At 64.2% G+C, this 18,299-nt stretch carries 15 protein-coding genes and 1 pseudogene; 6 read left to right on the plus strand and 10 right to left on the minus strand.

Features of this window, described 5'->3' with window-relative positions; translation table 11 throughout:
- The first annotated feature begins 43 nt into the window (after positions 1 to 43).
- The gene (locus Q6A48_RS04390) at positions 44 to 520 is read left to right on the plus strand and encodes a PA2171 family ribosome-binding persister protein (protein ID WP_304552291.1); all 477 of its coding nucleotides are present in this window, start codon (positions 44 to 46) and stop codon (positions 518 to 520) included.
- A 47-nt stretch (positions 521 to 567) separates the two neighbouring features.
- On the opposite strand, the gene Q6A48_RS04395 is transcribed toward Q6A48_RS04390, so the two are convergent.
- The 7 genes from Q6A48_RS04395 to Q6A48_RS04425 form a co-directional block, all read right to left on the minus strand.
- Complete coding sequence (locus Q6A48_RS04395) at positions 568 to 1,449, minus strand: LysR family transcriptional regulator (protein WP_304552292.1); 882 nt, start codon at positions 1,447 to 1,449, stop codon at positions 568 to 570.
- 247 nt (positions 1,450 to 1,696) lie between these two features.
- Entirely contained in the window at positions 1,697 to 2,326 is a 630-nt protein-coding gene (gene ycaC / locus Q6A48_RS04400; protein WP_014337664.1) for an isochorismate family cysteine hydrolase YcaC, read from the minus strand.
- A 146-nt stretch (positions 2,327 to 2,472) separates the two neighbouring features.
- On the minus strand, positions 2,473 to 4,311 hold the full coding sequence (locus Q6A48_RS04405) for an amidohydrolase (protein WP_304552294.1): 1,839 nt from the start codon (positions 4,309 to 4,311) through the stop codon (positions 2,473 to 2,475).
- Between the two features lie 166 nt (positions 4,312 to 4,477).
- On the minus strand, positions 4,478 to 5,095 hold the full coding sequence (locus tag Q6A48_RS04410; protein WP_304552295.1) for an antibiotic biosynthesis monooxygenase: 618 nt from the start codon (positions 5,093 to 5,095) through the stop codon (positions 4,478 to 4,480).
- Positions 5,088 to 5,501 carry a DoxX family protein gene (locus Q6A48_RS04415; RefSeq protein ID WP_304552296.1) on the minus strand — a complete coding sequence of 138 codons (414 nt, stop codon included), beginning with the start codon at positions 5,499 to 5,501 and terminating at the stop codon, positions 5,088 to 5,090. Before Q6A48_RS04415 ends, Q6A48_RS04410 begins: the two co-directional genes overlap by 8 nt.
- On the minus strand, positions 5,498 to 6,445 hold the full coding sequence (locus Q6A48_RS04420) for a LysR family transcriptional regulator (RefSeq protein ID WP_304552297.1): 948 nt from the start codon (positions 6,443 to 6,445) through the stop codon (positions 5,498 to 5,500). Before Q6A48_RS04420 ends, Q6A48_RS04415 begins: the two co-directional genes overlap by 4 nt.
- A 124-nt stretch (positions 6,446 to 6,569) precedes the next feature.
- Positions 6,570 to 7,391 carry an alpha/beta fold hydrolase gene (locus tag Q6A48_RS04425; RefSeq protein WP_304552298.1) on the minus strand — a complete coding sequence of 274 codons (822 nt, stop codon included), beginning with the start codon at positions 7,389 to 7,391 and terminating at the stop codon, positions 6,570 to 6,572.
- A 192-nt stretch (positions 7,392 to 7,583) separates the two neighbouring features.
- Between Q6A48_RS04425 and Q6A48_RS04430 the strand changes: the two genes are divergently transcribed.
- Positions 7,584 to 10,385 carry an ATP-binding protein gene (locus Q6A48_RS04430; protein WP_304552300.1) on the plus strand — a complete coding sequence of 934 codons (2,802 nt, stop codon included), beginning with the start codon at positions 7,584 to 7,586 and terminating at the stop codon, positions 10,383 to 10,385.
- Here Q6A48_RS04430 and Q6A48_RS04435 read toward each other — a convergent pair.
- On the minus strand, positions 10,332 to 11,798 hold the full coding sequence (locus Q6A48_RS04435) for an ATP-binding protein (protein ID WP_304552301.1): 1,467 nt from the start codon (positions 11,796 to 11,798) through the stop codon (positions 10,332 to 10,334). The two genes, Q6A48_RS04430 and Q6A48_RS04435, sit on opposite strands and share 54 nt — an antisense overlap.
- 183 nt (positions 11,799 to 11,981) lie before the next feature.
- Entirely contained in the window at positions 11,982 to 12,932 is a 951-nt protein-coding gene (locus Q6A48_RS04440) for a GlxA family transcriptional regulator (RefSeq protein ID WP_304552304.1), read from the minus strand.
- A gap of 243 nt (positions 12,933 to 13,175) precedes the next feature.
- Here Q6A48_RS04440 and Q6A48_RS04445 point away from each other — a divergent pair, with 243 nt between their 5' ends.
- Both Q6A48_RS04445 and Q6A48_RS04450 read left to right on the plus strand, forming a co-directional pair.
- Entirely contained in the window at positions 13,176 to 13,898 is a 723-nt protein-coding gene (locus tag Q6A48_RS04445) for a pirin family protein (protein ID WP_304552306.1), read from the plus strand.
- A gap of 328 nt (positions 13,899 to 14,226) precedes the next feature.
- Positions 14,227 to 14,628 (plus strand): hypothetical protein, encoded by a 402-nt coding sequence (locus tag Q6A48_RS04450; RefSeq protein WP_304552308.1) that lies wholly within the window; start codon positions 14,227 to 14,229, stop codon positions 14,626 to 14,628.
- A gap of 74 nt (positions 14,629 to 14,702) precedes the next feature.
- On the opposite strand, the gene Q6A48_RS04455 is transcribed toward Q6A48_RS04450, so the two are convergent.
- Positions 14,703 to 15,731: a GlxA family transcriptional regulator gene (locus Q6A48_RS04455; RefSeq protein WP_304552309.1), complete on the minus strand. Its 1,029-nt coding sequence runs from the start codon at positions 15,729 to 15,731 to the stop codon at positions 14,703 to 14,705.
- Positions 15,732 to 16,007: 276 nt separating this feature from the next.
- Between Q6A48_RS04455 and Q6A48_RS25955 the strand changes: the two are divergent.
- Together Q6A48_RS25955 and Q6A48_RS25960 are read left to right on the plus strand one after the other, a co-directional pair.
- Positions 16,008 to 17,090: pseudogene (locus tag Q6A48_RS25955) on the plus strand (cache domain-containing protein); the annotation flags it as partial.
- A 93-nt stretch (positions 17,091 to 17,183) separates the two neighbouring features.
- Positions 17,184 to 17,951 carry a methyl-accepting chemotaxis protein gene (locus Q6A48_RS25960; RefSeq protein ID WP_369811659.1) on the plus strand — a complete coding sequence of 256 codons (768 nt, stop codon included), beginning with the start codon at positions 17,184 to 17,186 and terminating at the stop codon, positions 17,949 to 17,951.
- Positions 17,952 to 18,299 lie beyond the last annotated feature (348 nt).

The following is an 18,299-nucleotide window of genomic DNA, read 5'->3' on the forward strand; positions in this document are numbered from 1 at the left end:
CGCTTGAAGCCTGCCCGCAACCGTGAATTGCCAGGAGCTATTTATGAACGCCATCGACCTGTTGAAAGCCGACCATGAACGCGTGAAAGCGATTCTGACCCAATTGAGCGAATCCACTGACCGCGCCATCAAGAAACGCACCGATCTGTTGGCGAAACTGGAAATGGAAGTGACCATCCACACCCGCCTGGAAGAAGAGATCCTGTATCCGGCTTTCAAGGAAGCGGGTGGCAAGGAAGAAGCGGAAATGTATTACGAAGCCAAGGAAGAGCACCGCACCGTCGACTCGCTGGTACTGCCGGACCTGAAAACCACCGATCCGTCCCAGCCTGAATTCGCCGGCCGGGTGAAAGTGGTCAAGGAACTGCTGGAGCACCACATCGAAGAGGAAGAAAAGGAGATGTTCCCGCAGGCCAGGAAAGTGCTGGGCAAGGCCAAGCTGGATGCCCTGGGCGCGGAAATGGAAACCATGAAAGCGCAGTACAAGAAGGAACTGGGCAGCGCCAACCTCGCCGCCTGATTCTCGCCTCGAATGCTTCAGCCGTCCCCGGACGGCTGAACGTCGTTTTACGGGTGCATTCGTTCCCGCAAGAATTCCACCAGCGCCTGGACCGGGCGTGAGCCCTGCCGATGCTGCGGGTAGACCGCCGACAACGTCAGCGGCTCGGTTTCATACCCCTCCAGCACCCGGGTCAACCGACCCTCCTTCAAGGCCTCGCCGAGGATGAACGTGGGCAGGTAAGTGATGCCCATGCCAGCGATGGCCGCGTCCCTGAGCAGATCACCGTTATTGGCCCGCATGCGTCCGCTCACGTCCAGGGTCAGGGGCTTGCCACGCCCTTCGAATCGCCACTGGACCTGCCGGCTGTGACCGTAGGGCAGGCAATCGTGATGACGCAGGTCTTCAGGGCGTTCGGGCGTGCCGCGTTCTGCCAGGTACGCCGGGCTGGCGCAGTACAGCCGTTCGATGGTGGCGATGCGCCGGGCGATCAGGGTGGAATCTTCCAGCACGCCGATGCGCAGCGCCAGGTCGTAGCCCTCTCCCAACAAATCCACCGAGCGGTCGCTCAGGTCCACCTCGACGCTGACGTCGGGGTAGCGTTGCAGGAACGACGGCAACAGGCTCCCCAGGTGCGCCACGGCGAACGACAGCGGCGCGCTGAGGCGAATGGTGCCACGGGGCGCGTCGGTCTGGCCGCTGATGCCCTGCTCCACCTGCTCCACTTCATTGAGCAAGCGCAGCGCCGCCTCGTAGTAGCGCTGGCCCAGCGGCGTGACATCCAACCGCCGCGTCGAACGATTGAGCAGGCGCACCCCCAGCCGCTGCTCCAGCGCCATGAGCTTGCGACTGACGAACTGCTTGGACAGCCCCAGCTTGTCCGCCGCGGCGGTGAAACTGCCCGACTCCATGACCTGGGCAAAGATGCGCATTTCTTCGAAGGGGTTCATTGTCATTCCTGGGTGGGCTTATTTAGACATCCAGGCCGAATACAAAACCTGTGGCGAGGGGATTTATCCCCGCCGGGCTGCGTAGCAGACCAATAACTAGCCAGGTGAACATTCTGACACACCCAGTTAGCCTATTTTGGGGCTGCCACGCAGCCCAGCGGGGATAAATCCCCTCGCCACGAAGGGTCAGTGGCCAGACAAAAAGATGCCCGCACATTGGCGGGCACCCGTTCAGCCAGGAGACAACTTACTTGGCCGTCAGCGCCGAGTAGCTGTTCATCAGGTTGCGGTAGTTCGGAATGCGCTGGGACAACAGGTTGCCCAGGCCTTCGATGTCGTTGCGCCAGTCGCGGTGCAGCTCACAGGCCACCGAGAACCAGTTCATCATCTGCGCGCCAGCGGCGGTCATGCGCACCCAGGCGGCTTGTTGCACGGTTTCGTTGAAGGTGCCGGAAGCGTCGGTGACGACGAACACGTCGAAGCCCTCAGCCAGTGCCGACAGGGTCGGGAACGCCACGCAAACGTCGGTCACCACGCCTGCGATGATCAGTTGCTTGCGGCCGGTGGCCTTGATCGCCTTGACGAAATCTTCGTTGTCCCAGGCATTGATCTGGCCTGGACGCGGGATGTACGGCGCGTCCGGGAACATTTCCTTGAGCTCCGGCACGATCGGGCCGTTGGGGCCTTGTTCGAAGCTGGTGGTCAGGATGGTCGGCAGTTCGAAGAACTTCGCCAGGTCAGCCAGGGCCAGCACGTTGTTCTTGAACTCGTTGGGCGAAAAGTCCTGGACCAGGGAGATCAGGCCGGTCTGGTGATCGACCAGCAGGACGACCGCGTCGTCTTTGTTCAGGCGGTTGTAGGCGGGAACGTTGCTCATGGGATGACTCCTTTGGGATGGTTTGTGACAAAACCCTGTGGGAGCGAGCTTGCTCGCGATAGCGGAATGTCAGGCGGAGGCGATGTCGAATGTTCCGCCGCCATCGCGAGCAAGCTCGCTCCCACAGGAGAAAATCGGTGCGTTAGTCAGAACGCAAAGCAGGAACAGCCAAACGCGCCCCAGAAACCCTGGAAGTCGCTGACAGGGACGTTCGACAATCGCGCCCGTTCATGGCTATGGGAATGCACCGTGCACGGGCCGCTGCACTGGTGGACTTGGGCCTGCAACGGCGAGCTCGGGCGCCAGTGGCCGGGGACCTTGACCACCGGCGACCAGTCCGGCAGCACCGGGACGCTGGCAGGGCCGAGTTTTTCGAAGTCACCGGCGGCGTAGACCACCTTGCCGCCTACCACCGTCAGCACCGACTCGATCCACTTGATGGCCTCTTCCTCGACGCTGAAGAAGTCCGCGCTCAGGGCTGCCAGGTCTGCCAGTTGGCCGACCTTGATCTGGCCCTTCTTGCCCTGCTCCGACGAGAACCAGGCGCTGCCGTGGGTGAACAATTCCAAGGCGGTCAGGCGTGGCAGGCCCTCTTCGTGCAACGCCAGGCCACCGACGGTGCGACCGCTGACCATCCAGTACAGCGAAGTCCAGGGGTTGTAGCTCGACACCCGGGTGGCGTCGGTGCCGGCCCCGACCGGCACGCCTTCGGCCAGCATGCGCTTGATCGGCGGCGTGGCTTCGGCAGCCTTGGCGCCGTAGCGATCGACGAAGTATTCGCCCTGGAAGGCCATCCGGTCCTGGATCGCGATACCGCCGCCCAGTGCCCGCACCCGCTCGATGTTTTGCGGGGTGATGGTCTCGGCGTGGTCGAAGAACCACGGCAGGCCATTGAAGGGAATGTCGCGGTTGACCTTCTCGAAGACATCGAGCATGCGGCTGATGGATTCGTTGTAGGTGGCGTGCAGGCGGAAAGGCCAGCGTTGCTCGACCAAGTGGCGGACCACCGGCTCCAGGTCCTGCTCCATGCTCGCCGGCAGGTCCGGGCGCGGTTCGAGGAAGTCCTCGAAATCCGCCGCCGAGAACACCAGCATTTCACCGGCACCGTTGTGCCGCAGGAAATCGTCGCCCTGGTGCAGCGTGACGCTGCCGGTCCAGTTCTTGAAGTCGCTGAGTTCTTCCTTGGGCTTCTGGGTGAACAGGTTGTAGGCGATGCGCACCGTCAACTGCTGTTCCCGGGCCAACTGCTCGATCACCGCGTAGTCGTCGGGGTAGTTCTGGAAACCACCGCCGGCGTCGATGGCGCTGGTCAGCCCCAGGCGATTGAGTTCGCGCATGAACTGGCGGGTGGAGTTGACCTGGTATTCCAGTGGCAACTTCGGTCCCTTGGCCAGGGTCGAGTAAAGGATCATTGCGTTCGGCCGCGCCACCAGCATGCCGGTGGGCTCGCCCTTGCTGTCACGGACGATCTCGCCGCCCGGCGGGTTCGGCGTGTCGCGGGTGTAGCCAGCGACACGCAGGGCCGCGCGATTGAGCAAGGCACGGTCATACAGGTGCAGCACGAACACTGGGGTGTCCGGGGCCGCCTGGTTGAGTTCTTCCAGGGTCGGCATGCGCTTTTCAGCGAACTGGAACTCGTTCCAGCCCCCCACCACCCGCACCCATTGAGGTGTCGGCGTGCGGTCGGCCTGGTCCTTGAGCATGCGCAACGCATCGGCCAGGGACGGCACGCCTTCCCAGCGCAGTTCCAGGTTGTAGTTCAGGCCACCTCGGATCAGGTGCAGGTGCGAGTCGTTGAGGCCGGGAATGACGGTGCGGCCCTTGAGGTCGATGACCTGGGTGCCGCTGCCGCGCAGGGCCATGGCCTCGGCGTCGGTGCCCACGGCAACGAATTTGCCCTGGCTGATCGCCACGGCACTGGCCCGGGGGTTTTCCCGGTCGACGGTGTGGAACTGGCCATTGAACAGAATCAGATCGGCGTTCATAGGGTTTTCCTTCTATCAAGAATCAATACTGTGCTGTGGCGGGGGATCTAACGAAACGCCGCACCGCTGCGTTGAGTTGCGAAGCGGCCCGGAGAGCGGCCGCTTCGCGACCGAGCGGGGATAAATCCCCTCGCCACAACGGCGCTCGGCGAAATCACTTACCCGCTTACGGTTCCAGGTGTTCGTGGGCCTTCGAGGCTTCCATCCAGGGGGCGAACAACCGGGTCGCCAGGGGCATGCACACGTAGCAGACCGAGAGCACGATGGTCAGGGTGATCAGGAACGTGGCCACCACGTAGTTGGAGAGAAAGGCGTTGAGTTGCAGCACCGGCCCCCAGATCAACGGCACCAGCAAGGTGTGCGGCAGGATCACCAGCAACGTCACCACGGCCTGTTTCCAGCGCGGCGGCGGTGTGGCCGCGTCCGCCAGCGGGGTGAACCAGAACTCCTTGTGGGACGCGACTTCGGTCTGGTCGCCATCGGCCAGCAGCGGCTCGGCCTCTTGCACCAGCTCGCGGCGCTCGGGCGAGTCGAGCCAGCGTTGCAGGGCCTCGGTGGAGCAGAAGCGCAACACGCAGGTGAACAGCGACAAACCGTCCTGCTTGCCCCGCACCACGTCCACGCCCAAGTGCCCGGGCCAACCGCCGGCAACGCGCACGATGCGCCGCAACCAGGCCTCGTAGGCCGCGTCCTGGCCGGCCTTGATCCGGTGCTTGACCACCAGGGTGACGATTTCGTCGACGCCGGGCTTGGCCCGGGACTCGACGCTTTGCAATTCAGGCATGACGAAGTACTCCAACAAAGCGCGTGTTCAACGCCAGGCGACCAGGGCCGGCAATGAATACGCTGGTAAAGATGATCAGCAACAACCAGCCGAATTGCCCTTCTTCCAGGCTCCACTGCGGGTGCACCACCAGCAGCGCCACGGCCAGCAGGAACAGGATGGGCAAGCACGCCAGGCGTACCAGCACGCCGGCCACGATCAGCAGCGGGCACAGCACCTCGGCGAAGATCGCCAGGATCAGCGTCGGCGCCGCGCCCAGGTGAAACGGGTCCTCGATGCGGGTCAGTTCGGTGCTGTAGTGCAACAGCTTCGGCAGCCCGTGGACCCAGAGCAGGAACAGCGCGCCACTGAGGCGCAGGAACAGCAGGCCCAGGTCCTGCAAGGGGCGTTCATCGGTCATGTTCATCGGTGGGCTCCGTCCGAACCCGCGTAGGCCGCGGCCGGCAACGGTTGGGACATGTGGGTGGCAATGCGCGAGCGCAACCAGCGCTCGGCCGGGTCGTTGTCATGCACGCCGCTCCAGACCATCGACAGTTCGGCCGCGTTGATCTCGAACGGCGGGTCCTCGGCCCGCAGCGCGCAGCCTTCGACCAGGGCACAGGCGGCGTAGTCGGGCACCGTGGCGATCAGCTCGGTACCCGCCAGCAAGGCGCGCAAGCCACTGAACTGCGGCACCCCGAGCACCACTTTGCGGCTGCGGCCGATGCGGGCCAGGTCCAGGTCGATGTTGCCGCTCAGGTCGCCCGAGAACGACACCATGGCATGGGGCCGCGCACAGTATTCGTCCAGGGTCAGCGGACCCGGGCGCTTGTCGCCGCGCAAGACCTTGCACGGGATGTCCCGCAGCTTCTTGCGCTTGGCATTGGCCGGCAGGTCGGTGGTGTAGCTGACGCCCACGCTGATTTCGCCACTGCCCAGCAGCGACGACATCAGCAAATAGTTGGCCCGGCGCACCACCACGATGATGCCCGGTGCCTCTTCACGCAGTTGGCTGAGCAAGGGCGGGAACAGGCCGAACTCGGCATCGTCCGAGAGGCCGATGCGAAACACGTCGCAGCTGGTGGACGGGTCGAACGCCTTGGCCCGGCTGACAGCACCGGAAATCGTGTCCATGGCCGGCTGCAATTCCCGCAGGATCGCCAGCGCCCGAGGCGTCGGCTCCATGCCCCGCCCATGGCGGATCAGCAGCGGATCGTCGAACAGATCCCGCAGCCGTCCCAGCGCCGCGCTCACCGCCGGTTGGCCCATGAACAGCTTCTCGGCGACGCGGGTCAGGTTCTTCTCGAACATCAGCGCCTCGAAGATCACCAGCAGGTTCATGTCGAGGCGGCGTAAATCGTTGCGGTTCATGGTGTACGTCCTATGTTCCTGTGGGAGCGAGCTTGCTCGCGATAGCGCTGCGCCAGCTACCTTGATGTTGACCTATCCGCCGCCAACGCGCGCCAACTACCCGCCCCACCCGGCCAGTTGGTTATCAGCCCCGGATGAAACCCAGCAGGTCCGCGTTCAAACGATCCTTGTGGGTGTCGGTCAGGCCGTGGGGCGCGCCGGGGTAGACCAGCAGCTGCGAGTGCTTGAGCAACTTGGCGGCGGCGATGCCGGCGGTCTCGATCGGCACCACCTGGTCGTCGTCGCCATGCACCACCAGGGTCGGCACGTCGATGTTGCGCAGGTCCTCCGACAGATCGGTCTCGGAGAACGCCTTGATGCAGTCGTAGGTGTTCTTGTGGCCGGCGAGCATGCCTTGCATCCAGAACCAGTCGATCATGCCCTGGGAGACCTTGGCGCCCGGACGGTTGGCGCCGAAGAACGCGCTGGCCACATCCTTGTATAGCTGAGAACGGTCGGCCAGGGAGGCCTGGCGGAAACCGTCGAACACTTCGATGGGCAGGCCATTGGGGTTGGAGGCGGTCTTGACCATCAGCGGCGTCACCGCCGAGATCAGGCCGAGCTTGGCGACACGGGCGGCGCCGTGGCGGCCGATATAGCGCGCCACTTCGCCACCGCCGGTGGAGAAGCCCAGCAGCACCGCGTCCTTGAGGTCCAGGCGCTCGATCAGCTCGGCCAGGTCATCGGCGTAGGTGTCCATGTCGTTTCCATCCCAGGGTTGGCTGGAACGGCCGTGCCCACGGCGGTCGTGAGCGATCACCCGGTAGCCGTTGGACGCCAGGAACATCATCTGCGCTTCCCAACTGTCCGAGTTCAACGGCCAGCCATGACTGAAGACCACCGGTTGGCCACTGCCCCAATCCTTGTAGTAGATCTCGGTACCGTCGCGGGTGATGAAGGTGCTCATTGCCAGGCTTCCTTGAGAGAGGTGGAGGGCTGCATGGTCCGGTCAACGGCGAGGTGTGCGTGAGTTAAACGTTGTTAATTTTTTGCGCGACGGCTTGAGTGGCGAACGCGGGGAAGGCTCTGGGCCGTTGCACTTGCAGCCAAACCTGAGGAACATGCTCGGGTATGCGCTCTGCACCGGGAACAGCTATCCATGAGTCAATCCATCCGCCTGCCCGTCGACCAGACGGTGCATTTCGGCCCCTACCGGGTCCATCCCCGCCAGCGTCTGGTGCTAGAGGGGGGGCAGCCGTTGCGACTCGGGCGGCGGGCGGTGGAGATTCTGCTGGTGTTGCTCGAACACGCCGGGCAGGTGGTGAGCAAGCAGCAACTGATCGCCCGCGTCTGGCCCACGAGCATCGTTGAAGACACCAACCTGCGGGTGCACGTCGCAGCGTTGCGCAAGGCCCTGGGCGACGGCCAGGCCGGCCAGCGCTACATCATCACCGTGGCACAGCGCGGCTACAGCTTCGTGGCCCCGGTGTCGTTCGCCCCACCCGAGCCGCCCGCCCCCACCCCTGCCCTGGCGCACAACCTGCCGCTGCGCCACACCCGGATGATCGGACGCCATGCCTTGCTGGAAAACCTGGTGGCGCAATTGCCGCGCAAACGCTTCATCACCCTGGTCGGAACCGGCGGCATCGGCAAGACCACCGTCGCCCTGCGGGTCGCCGAACGGCTGATCAGCCGCTATCGCGACGGCAGTTACCTGCTGGACCTGGCCCCGCTGAACGATCCGGCCATGATCGCACCCAACCTGGCGGCGCTGCTGGAGCTGCCGTTGCAGGACGGCGACCCGCTGGAGGCCATCGCCCGGCAACTCAAGGAGCGACACCTGCTGCTGGTCATCGACAACTGCGAACACCTGATCGACGCCGTCGCCCAACTCAGCGAAACCCTGCTGCGCGGCGCCCCGCACCTGCACATCCTGGCCACCAGCCGCGAGGCCCTGCGTGCCGAGGGCGAACACGTACAGCGCCTGGACGCCCTGGCGTTCCCGCCACGGGAAATGCCCATCCAAGGCTTTCCGGCCCTGGCGTACCCGGCCCTGCAACTGTTCGCCGAGCGCGCGATGGCCAGCCGCGACGACTTCGAGCTGACCGACGACGAGGTGCCGCTGGTGGTCGACATCTGCCGGCGACTGGACGGCATTCCCCTGGCCATCGAACTGGCCGCCGCGCAAATCAGCCGCTTCAGCGTGCAGCAATTGCACCGGCAACTGCTGGACAACGTGGCCTTGCTGCACAACAGCAGCGACGCCGCCCCCCGCCAGCAGACCCTGCGCGCCACGCTGGACTGGAGCTTCGCCTTGCTCACCCCTTGCGAGCAGACCTGCCTGCGGCGGCTGGCGGTGTTCGTGGGCAGTTTCAACCTGGCCTCGGCGGCGGCCGTGATCGTCGGCCAGCAGGTCGCGCCCGACCAGGTGCTGGTGTCGGTCAGCCAACTGGTGGCCAAATCGTTGCTCAATGTCGAGATCGGCGACGAAGAGGTGCGCTATCGCCTGCTGGACACCACGCGCAGCTACGCCCTTGAAAAACTCATCGACGCCGAGGAGCTGTCCACGAGCCGGGAGCGCCACGCCGAACGCTGCCTGACGCTGATGAAGCAGGCCGAGGACGATTGGCACAGCACCCCTACCCGGCTGTGGATCGCCCGCTACGCCACTTATCGCGACGACATCCGCGCGGCACTCGACTGGGGCTTGTCCGCGCAAGGCGCCCGCACCGTCGCCATCCGCCTGACCACCCGCGCCTTGCCGCTGTGGCAGGAGCTGTCCTTGCTCAAGGAACATGGCTTGTATGTGAGCAAGGCCCTGGCGCTGCTGCGCAGCGATCCCACGCCGTGCCCGAAGCTGACCCTTGCCCTGGAACTGGCCCAGGGCAGCTACCGCTACCACACCGAGGGCGGCACGCCGGCGACCCTCAACGCCTTCATCACGGCCCGACGGCTGGCGCGGCAAAGCCAGGATCTGCCGGGCGAACTGCGGGCGGTCTCGGGCCACATGGCCGTCAACCTCAGTTGCGGCAACTACCAGCAGGCGCTGGAGCAGAGCCAGGACTTCGACCGCCTGGGCCCGCAGGGCGACCCGATCCTGTCCCTCAGTGCCTTGCGCCTGCGGGTCCTGGCGTTGCATTTCGCCGGGAACCAGGCCGTGGCGCGCCGCGACGCCGAGCAGGTGATCCAGCGCATGGCCCAGAGCGGGCACCTGAGTCGCTTCACCCACGGTTTCGGCGTGCAATATGACCAGAGCGTGGCTTCGCTGACCATTCTGGCGCGCATCCTGTGGCTCCAGGGCTTCGCCGAGAAAGCCCAGCGCACCGCCGACCTGGCGTTGCAGATCGCCCTGCAGATCAACCACGGTACCTCGATCTGCTACACACTGGCGCTGGCCAGTTGCGTGATCGCCCGCTACAACGGCGATCACAAGACTGCCCGGGACAGGCTCGACCTGTTGCAGCACCAGACGAAAAAGCACTTCGTGATGTTCTTCCACGACTGGGCCCGTCATTACGCCCGCGCCTTCGCTGACGAAGCGTTGGTCACCGACGCCGCCGGCGCGCGGCTGGTCCAGGACATCGTCGCCACCCTGCGCGCCGATGCCGTCAGCCCGGCACAACTGGCGCGGGCCCACAGCGGGGCGGCGGGTTGGTGTGCGGCGGAGATCCTTCGGGCCGACGCGCAAAGCTTGCTGGCACGCAATGACCCCGCGCTCGAGGCACGTGCCGAGGAACAATTGCTGAAGTCGCTGGAGGTGGCCCGGCGTGACAACGCCCTGGCTTGGGAACTGCGCAGCGCCACGACCCTGGCGCGGCTGTGGCAGCGCCGGGGCCAGGACGTCGACGCCCAAGGTTTGCTCGGCCCGGTCTATCGACGCTTCACCGAAGGCTTCGACACCCCCGACCTAGTGGAGGCCGGCGCGTTGCTCCAGGCCTTGTCTCGGCGGTGCGGCCCTTGAACGCAGTGGCCGCCACGCGTCCTGCAGGACGTAGCGCCGGTAATACAGCGACCACTGGCCACTGCGCCGGAGTTTTTCCAGGGCATAGGCACGGGTGGTGTTGAGCCAGGAAAACCGCACCCCATGGGCGCCCTGCTCGACCATCACCAGGGATTGGCTGGCCAGCCGCGACAACAACCAGGGCAACTGATCCGCGTCCAACTCCGGGCAACTGATGACCGCCATCGCCGCCTTCAGGGTAAAGGGTCGGTCGAACACCGCCAGCCGTTGGAACACCCGTTGCTCGGCTGCGCCCAGGCGCTCGAAACTCCAATCCAGCATGGCCTCCAGGCTTTGATGACGAGCCACCGCGGTACGCCGCCCGTGGCTCAGCCACGAGAGCCCGTGCTCCAGTTGCTCCAGGACGCCGGCCAGGCCCAACACCCCGACCTGGGCCGCGGCGAGCTCCAGCGCCAGCGGCAAACCGTCCAGGCGCTGGCAGATCTGCGCGATCGCCACCAGGTCGCGGTCCGTGGCGGTGAAGCCTTGCTGCCGGGCACCGATCCGCTCGATCAGCAACTGGGTGGCCGGGCTCGCCCGCAGTTGCGGCTCGAGTTCCAGGGGCGATACCAGCGCCAGGCCCGGCAGTAGCACCGCGCATTCGTCGGCCACGTTCAAGGGCTCGCGGCTGCTCAACAGCAATGTCACCCCGGGTGCCGAGGCCCCTACCTGCAAGGCCAACTCCCGACAGGCTTCCAGCACATGTTCGCAGCCATCGAGCACCAGCAAGAGATGCCGCGGCTGCAGGTGCCGGGCCAGGGTGTCGGCCGCAACGCCCAGGGCGTGCGCCACCTGCGCCTGAACCTGATGCGGCTCGGTGATGGCGGCCAGGTCGACAAACCAGGCGCCGTCGGCAAAATGCTCCAGCAACAGCTCCGCCACCCGCAACACCACGGTGGTCTTGCCGACACCGCCCGGACCGGTCACGGTGGTCAGGCGCCGGCGCGGTACCTCGGCCAACAATTGCCCCAGCACTTTATCGCGACCGATCACCGGGCTCAGCCGGGCCGGCAGGTTGTGCCGTTCCAGGTTGGCTGCCGGGACCAGGGTTGCGGCCAGGCAATAGCCTTGCCGGGGGTCGTTGAGGATGTACTGGCTACCGTCCTTCCCATCGCCAAAGGCCCGGCGCAGTGCCGCGATATGCACCCGCAGGTTGATCTCTTCGACGACGCTGTCCGGCCAGACGCTGGCCAACAGCGCTTGCTTGCTGACATAGGTGCCGGCGTGCTCCACCAGCACCTGGAGAATGTCCAGGGCCCGCCCACCCAGCGTGAGCGGTTCGCCATCGCGGCTGACCAGGCGCTGCTGGCGGTGAAAGACAAACGGACCGAAGCCCACCGTGGCTTCGGTATCGGGTTTGACGAAACTGTTCATGAGCGATCCCGCGCCGGATAACCGCTACGGGCACCACGTCCCGAGTCAACGAACGCGTCTGCCCCGGCTCCTGCACATCCTTTCCTGAGGGTGTGCCGTTATCTTGGCAGCCATCGTTTGCAGGACAATGCTGGCACGGGGCGCGACACGGACATGACGATGCCCTGGACGGACAATCGGGGTTCAACTGAACTGCTGGCGATACTGCACCGGCGTCAATCCGAGCTTTTCACTGAACAGCGAGCGCATGTGCCGGACACTGCCGAAGCCGCTGCGAAAGGCCACGGTCTTGAGCGGCAGGTCGGTGCTTTCCAGCAACTGGCGCGCCCGGTCAATGCGCGCGCCTTGCAGGAACTCCATCGGCGTCATCTTCACTTCGCGGGCGAACACCCGGGCGAAATGCCGTGAGCTCATGGCCGCCAGCGCCGCCATGCGCTCGATGGTGAACGGTTCCTCCAGGTGCTCCATGACATGGTTCTGCACCCGGGTGATGGGCGATTCCTGCGCCGCCACAGCCGCCACCAGCGGGCTGAACTGTGCCTGCCCGCCCTGGCGCTTCATGACCACCAGCAAGACCTTGGCCACGTCCAGTGCAACCTTGCGGCCGTGGTCCTGGGCGACGATGTGCAGGGCCAGGTCGATCCCGGCGGTGACGCCGCCGGAGGTCATCAGGCGGCGGTCCTGCAGGTAGATCTTGTCGGTCTCCACCAACGCCTTGGGAAAACGCCTGATCAGTCGTTCGGTGTAATGCCAGTGGGTGGTGACGCGGTAGCCGTCGAGCAACCCGGCCTCGCCCAGCACAAAGGCACCGGTGCAGATGGAGCCGTAGCGCGTGGCCCGTTGCGCGGCGGCCTTCAGCCAGATGTGCAACCCCGGGTGCCGGTCGTTATAGGCGCCCGGCCCGCCCGGCACCAGCAGCACGTCATAAGCGGCCCAGGCCTGGTCGATATGGATATCGGCTTCGACCTTGACGCCGTTGGACGCGCGCAACGCCCCGCGCTCGGTACCCAGGGTCAGTAACTGATAATGATGTTGCGGTTCAAGGTAGCGGTTGGCGATGGAAAACACTTCGAGGGGCCCGGCCATGTCGAGCAGCAAAAAATCCGGGAACAGCACCATTGCAACGGTTTTCATCGGGAATACGCCAAGATGGAACAGAATCGGTAAAGCCCGGTGGGGAGACAAACCTCATCCCACCAGTTTCGAGCGACATTATGTCGAAGCGAAGCGAGCGCAGATAGGCATTCACCATTGTCCACTCAAAAGAGACAGTCTTTCGTTTTCAACCTGCTTATTGAATGGGTCGATAACCATTAATCTTCTTCCGAACCCGGCGAACGGCCCAGCCGCCGCCCACAGACATCAGGAGAAACCATCATGCTGACCCTTCGCAAAGCTTCGGATCGCGGCATCGCCCGCCACGGCTGGCTGACCTCGTTCCACACCTTTTCCTTCGCCAACTACCGCGACCTCAACCAACAAGGCTTCTCCGACCTGCTGGTCATCAACGACGACCGCGTCGCCGCCGCCAAGGGGTTCGGCCAGCATCCCCACCGGGACATGGAGATTTTCTCCTATGTGCTCGAAGGCGCGCTGGAGCACAAGGACACCCTGGGCACCGGCTCGGTCATTCGCCCCGGCGACGTCCAGTTGATGAGCGCCGGCAGCGGTGTGGCCCACAGCGAGTTCAACCACAGCGCGGACGAGTTGGTGCACTTCCTGCAAATCTGGATCGTGCCCAACGTCAGCGGCGCCCAGCCCCGCTATCAACAGGAGCATTTCAGCGCCGAACAGAAACGCGGTCGCCTGCAATTGATCATTTCCCCGGACGGCGCCGACGGCTCCCTTGAAGTTCGCCAGGACGCGCGGGTCTACGCCGGGCTGTTCGACGGCAGCGAAAGTGCGACCCTGGCCCTGGCAAAGGACCGTTACGCCTACGTGCATGTCGCCCGGGGCTCGGTCGAACTCAATGGCCTGGCGTTGCAGGAAGGCGATGGCGTGCGGGTCCGCGAGGAGCAAGCGCTGACACTGGGCAACGGCGTGGATGCGGAAGTGCTGGTATTCGACCTGCAGCCGCGGGAACTGCCACAGATGCCTTGAGCTACAAAGCCCGGATATAAGGGATGAGGGATTTGCGTGAAATACGTCTAAAAAAAGCCAGGCAGTGCGGCGTATTCAAGCTTTGCTAATTGAGGCACAGCGCATCGATTGAGGGGCTCCCCGCACTCGATGCGCTCGCGCATTTGTACGTGCGTAGGCCTGCCATGACAAAAAACATTGGAAAAGTTCCGGTTTTTTTTCACGATCCGACGTTCGGTCGTGAAACTTATCCGATAGAATTGACTGCCTATCACCGGCTAAGCAAAATGATTTCAGTTGGCCATTATCCAATACTTCTCTGGCATCTGCTCATCTCATGGAAGAATGCATGAAAACCCTGATCTCCCTCTTCGCCCTTTGCTGTGCCTGCCAGGCGTCAGCGGACGTTCAGAACATCAAGTACACCTACGATGATTCCGCTGCAGAGTATTCTATCGTCTCGTTCGTCGAACACGGTTCGTCCGTCCAGGCGACCGTGAAAAGGACGGGCGCCTACTTCACCAGCTTTACCAAGCTGGAACTGGATTGCACTGGCCACAATGTCCGCCACATGGGGATGTATGCCAGTATCGAGGGGCTCGAAAAAGCCGAGTTCGATCAGATGCAAGGCCGGATCATCGACGGTTCGCTAGCCGATGAGGTCGGCAAAGTACTCTGCAAAGGTACGACCATGACCGCCTCGCAGACCGCCGAACAGCCTGCCGAAGCCAAGAACGACGATAAGATCTGATCGTCTTCACGGTCGATTCAAAGCAGCATTCTGCGAGGCAAGGCCTCGTCCCCGGGGACGAGGCCTTGCCTCGTTTACTTGCGGGCGAACGTTGAGCGATAGCTGCCCGGCGGAACGCCGAAGAAGTCCCGGAAGCGCCGCTGGAAATGCGGTGAACTGACGAAGCCCGTCGCCACGGCGATTTCCGTTACCGAACGATTGGTCTGCTGGATGAGCTGGCGCGCACGGGTCAGGCGCAACTCCAGGTAATAACGCGTCGGAGTCGCCCCGAGGAAACTACAGAAGCGCCGCTCCAGCTGGCGCTTGGAAATCTTCACGCAGGCCGCCAGCTCATCGATCGTCAGCGGCTCCTCGACGTTCTGCCACATCAGCTCCAAGGCCAGCTTGAGGCTTTCCGGCAGCGTCGGATCGGTCTCGACGAACACGGGCGGCAGGTCCGATGCATCGCCTGATTCATCACAGCGCAGGATTTCCTCGATCGCCCCCACCAACGCCTCGCCGCCGGTCTGGCGAATCAACTGGAGCATCATGCGCAGCGAACTGTTGGCACCGGCGCAACTGACGCGTCCCCGGTCCAGCACATAGGCACGGCTGGACACCTTCACGCTGGGAAACATCTCCGCCATCATCGCCCGGCTTTCCGGGTGGACGGCGCACTCGAAACCGTCCAGCAGACCGGCGTCGGCGACGAAGAACACGCCGTTCCACAACCCACCCATGATCGCCCCGGCCGTGGCATTGGCGCGCAGCTTGCGGCGCAGCAACGGGTGACCTTGCAACTTCACGCGAAAACCACCGGCGACGATCATCACGTCCTGGTTTTCCGGCATCTTCGCCAGCTCGATGTCGGTGGAGATGACAATCCCCAGGTCGCTCGTCACCTGCCCGCCCGAGACGCCCACCGTCAGCACCTCGTAGAGGGGCATGTCGCTCATCAGGTTGGCGGTCACCAGCGCGTCCACCGCCCCGGTGAAGGACATCATCGAGAAATTGTCCATCAATACAAACGCGACACGAATGGGCGCCTGGCTGGCCGGTGTCGACCCGAGCGGTCGGTAAGCCATGTTCTTGTTTTTAAGTACGCTCTCGAATGCGCTTGGCATAGGGCCTCGTGAATACAGAAGACGATCAGGACTTGCTTCGATTTTGCGTTCGCGCAAAGGCTGCAGGGCAATCCGCGCTAATTTCCAGCCTGGCCGCGTCGGCTGCAATCACCCGGACCAGGTGGTTCAAATTAACGCTGGACCGTCTCAAGTGCCTACGACTTTGGTCGATACACCGGGAGTAGGCATGGGCGCTTTTCCCTTTCCAGGAACTCGCAACGCCAACCGCCAGTGTTTCCGCCGTTCCAACATCAAAAATATTCCGCGGGAGAAGTCATGAATATCAAGCAAAAGCTGACATGGGCGTTCGCGACCATTGCCTGCCTCCCGGTGATCCTGGTGGCGGTGCTCGTCGTATTGAACCTGCGCGAGGCGGCGAAAACCAATTTCCTGGACAGCAGTGGTCGTGAGATCCGCCAGATCGACAACGGGATGAAGACCTTTTTCGACGGCATCAGCCAGAACGTCGAGTTCTTCGCCAAGGATCCGCGCATCATTGCCGCCAAGGACCTGAAGAACTACGCGGCCGCCGACGCAGCCCAGACCCCGCTCCCCGAGACCAACAAGGAACTGCTGGCGATTTTCGACAGGTTCGCCAAGTCCCATCCGACCACCGCTTACCTTTCCGTGGGGTTGGCCGACGGCGGGTATGCCAGTTGGCCCGATGACCCCAAGATCTCCAACTACGACCCTCGCGTGCGGCCATGGTACAAGGCGGCCATCGCCTCCCCCGGGAACACCGTACGCACCGATGCCTACTACTGGGCGCCGGATGACATCTCCCTGATCGGTATCGTCCACACCATTTCCGACGCGGCCGGCAAACTGGTCGGCGTCGTCGGCCTGGACGTGTCCCTCAAGCAACTGACCGAACTGGTCAAGGCCATCAAGCTGGGCGACAGCGGCTACCTGATGCTGATCGAAGGCAACGGCAACGTGCTGGTGGACGCCAGCGACGCCAAGCACAACTTCAAGCCCCTCGCCGACCTGGGCCCCAACTATGCCGAACTGGCCAAGAGCGGCGACGGCGTGACCCAGATCGAGATCGACGGTGTGCCGTACATGGCCAACGTGGTCAGTTCCAAAGGCTTGGGCTGGCGCTTCATCGGCCTGATCAAGCGCGACGAAGTGATGGCCGAGGCGTCGAGCCTGACCTGGTTGATCGCGGTGATTGCCGCCGTGTTGGCTGGGGTGTTCGCGGTCGTCGGGGCGAGCTTTGCCAGCGTGATCGTGCGGCCGATCCGCGGCGTCGCCAACGGCCTGCAGGAAATCGCCGAAGGTGAAGGCGACCTGACCCGCCAGCTCAGCGTGCAGGGCAAGGACGAAACCGCCACCCTGGCGAGCTGGTTCAACCAGTTCCTGGGGATGATCGCCCAGTTGGTGCAACGCATCGGCATCGCTTCGTCCGACCTGCAGAGCGCCGCCGCCGACACCAGCGACGTCGCCCAGAACATGAACGAAGCCGCCGGGCGCCAGCGCCAGGCCGTGGAACTGGTGAGCACCGCCTTCAACGAAATGGTTGCCACCGCCAACGAAGTGGCCCGCTCGTGCAGCGAAGCCGCCTCCAGCGCCGACACCGGCTACCGTGACGTACACGACGGCCAGCATCACATCGGCGAGGCCACCGGCAGCGTGATGAAACTGAGCGAGGACCTGCAAAAGTCGACCCAGACCATGCAGGCCCTGGAGCAGGACAGCAAGAACATCAACACCATCCTCGACACCATCCGCTCGATTGCCGAACAGACCAACCTGCTGGCCCTCAACGCGGCCATCGAAGCCGCGCGCGCCGGCGACCAGGGCCGTGGGTTCGCCGTGGTGGCCGACGAGGTGCGCGCGCTGGCACGGCGCACCGCCGACTCCACCGGCGAGATCGACAGCCTGCTGGGCAACCTCGCCCGCCGGACCCAGGAAGTGACCCAGCAGATGCAGAGCAGCCTGCAGGTGTCGCAAACCAGCGTCGAGCGCATCCAGCAAGCCCGCGACAGCTTCGACAAGATCCGCAACTCGGTGGACTCGATTCGCGACCAGAACACCCAGATCGCCACGGCCGCCGAGGAACAGCACCAGGTGGCGGAAGACATCAACCGGCACATCGCCCAGATCCACGCCGATGCCCAACTGGTCGAGGAATTCGCCCACTCCGCCCAAACCGGCTCGGGCCGCCTGACGGACATCTCCGGGCAACTCAAGGGACTGGTGGGGCGCTTCAAGTTCTAATGGGCTGGCGGCTGGAACGCGGTCAGACTGGGAGGGGGCTGCTGCGCAGCCCAGCGGGAGCAAGCTCCCTCGCCACGGCGTGAGTCCTATGGATCGCTACACCCATTGTGGCGAGGGGATTCATCCCCGCTGGGGCGCGCAGCGGCCCTGAAACCAGGCACGCGATTTGGCCGTTGGAATTCGGTCAGCTTGGATGGGGCTGCTGCGCAGCCCAACGGGGATAAATCCCCTCGCCACAGAGTTGGGGGGTGGCGTGACAGGTCAATATGCACAGTCCCGTGGGGGGGGGGGGGGGGGGGGGGGCCGCGGGGGGCGCGCCGGCGGCCACACACCCTCCCCGCCGGCGCG

It is taken from the genome of Pseudomonas citrullilanati, from assembly GCF_030580855.1.
In the GTDB taxonomy this organism is placed as follows: Bacteria; Pseudomonadota; Gammaproteobacteria; order Pseudomonadales; family Pseudomonadaceae; genus Aquipseudomonas; species Aquipseudomonas citrulli.

Excerpts from the sequence above, each read along its gene's own strand:
- Q6A48_RS04390 (WP_304552291.1), top strand. The coding sequence starts at position 44 with ATGAACGCCATCGACCTGTTGAAAGCCGACCATGAACGCGTGAAAGCG.
- Q6A48_RS04395 (WP_304552292.1), bottom strand. The coding sequence starts at position 1,449 with ATGAACCCCTTCGAAGAAATGCGCATCTTTGCCCAGGTCATGGAGTCG.
- ycaC (WP_014337664.1), bottom strand. The coding sequence starts at position 2,326 with ATGAGCAACGTTCCCGCCTACAACCGCCTGAACAAAGACGACGCGGTC.
- Q6A48_RS04405 (WP_304552294.1), bottom strand. The coding sequence starts at position 4,311 with ATGAACGCCGATCTGATTCTGTTCAATGGCCAGTTCCACACCGTCGAC.
- Q6A48_RS04410 (WP_304552295.1), bottom strand. The coding sequence starts at position 5,095 with ATGCCTGAATTGCAAAGCGTCGAGTCCCGGGCCAAGCCCGGCGTCGAC.
- Q6A48_RS04415 (WP_304552296.1), bottom strand. The coding sequence starts at position 5,501 with ATGAACATGACCGATGAACGCCCCTTGCAGGACCTGGGCCTGCTGTTC.
- Q6A48_RS04420 (WP_304552297.1), bottom strand. The coding sequence starts at position 6,445 with ATGAACCGCAACGATTTACGCCGCCTCGACATGAACCTGCTGGTGATC.
- Q6A48_RS04425 (WP_304552298.1), bottom strand. The coding sequence starts at position 7,391 with ATGAGCACCTTCATCACCCGCGACGGTACCGAGATCTACTACAAGGAT.
- Q6A48_RS04430 (WP_304552300.1), top strand. The coding sequence starts at position 7,584 with ATGAGTCAATCCATCCGCCTGCCCGTCGACCAGACGGTGCATTTCGGC.
- Q6A48_RS04435 (WP_304552301.1), bottom strand. The coding sequence starts at position 11,798 with ATGAACAGTTTCGTCAAACCCGATACCGAAGCCACGGTGGGCTTCGGT.
- Q6A48_RS04440 (WP_304552304.1), bottom strand. The coding sequence starts at position 12,932 with ATGAAAACCGTTGCAATGGTGCTGTTCCCGGATTTTTTGCTGCTCGAC.
- Q6A48_RS04445 (WP_304552306.1), top strand. The coding sequence starts at position 13,176 with ATGCTGACCCTTCGCAAAGCTTCGGATCGCGGCATCGCCCGCCACGGC.
- Q6A48_RS04450 (WP_304552308.1), top strand. The coding sequence starts at position 14,227 with ATGAAAACCCTGATCTCCCTCTTCGCCCTTTGCTGTGCCTGCCAGGCG.
- Q6A48_RS04455 (WP_304552309.1), bottom strand. The coding sequence starts at position 15,731 with ATGCCAAGCGCATTCGAGAGCGTACTTAAAAACAAGAACATGGCTTAC.
- Q6A48_RS25960 (WP_369811659.1), top strand. The coding sequence starts at position 17,184 with ATGAACGAAGCCGCCGGGCGCCAGCGCCAGGCCGTGGAACTGGTGAGC.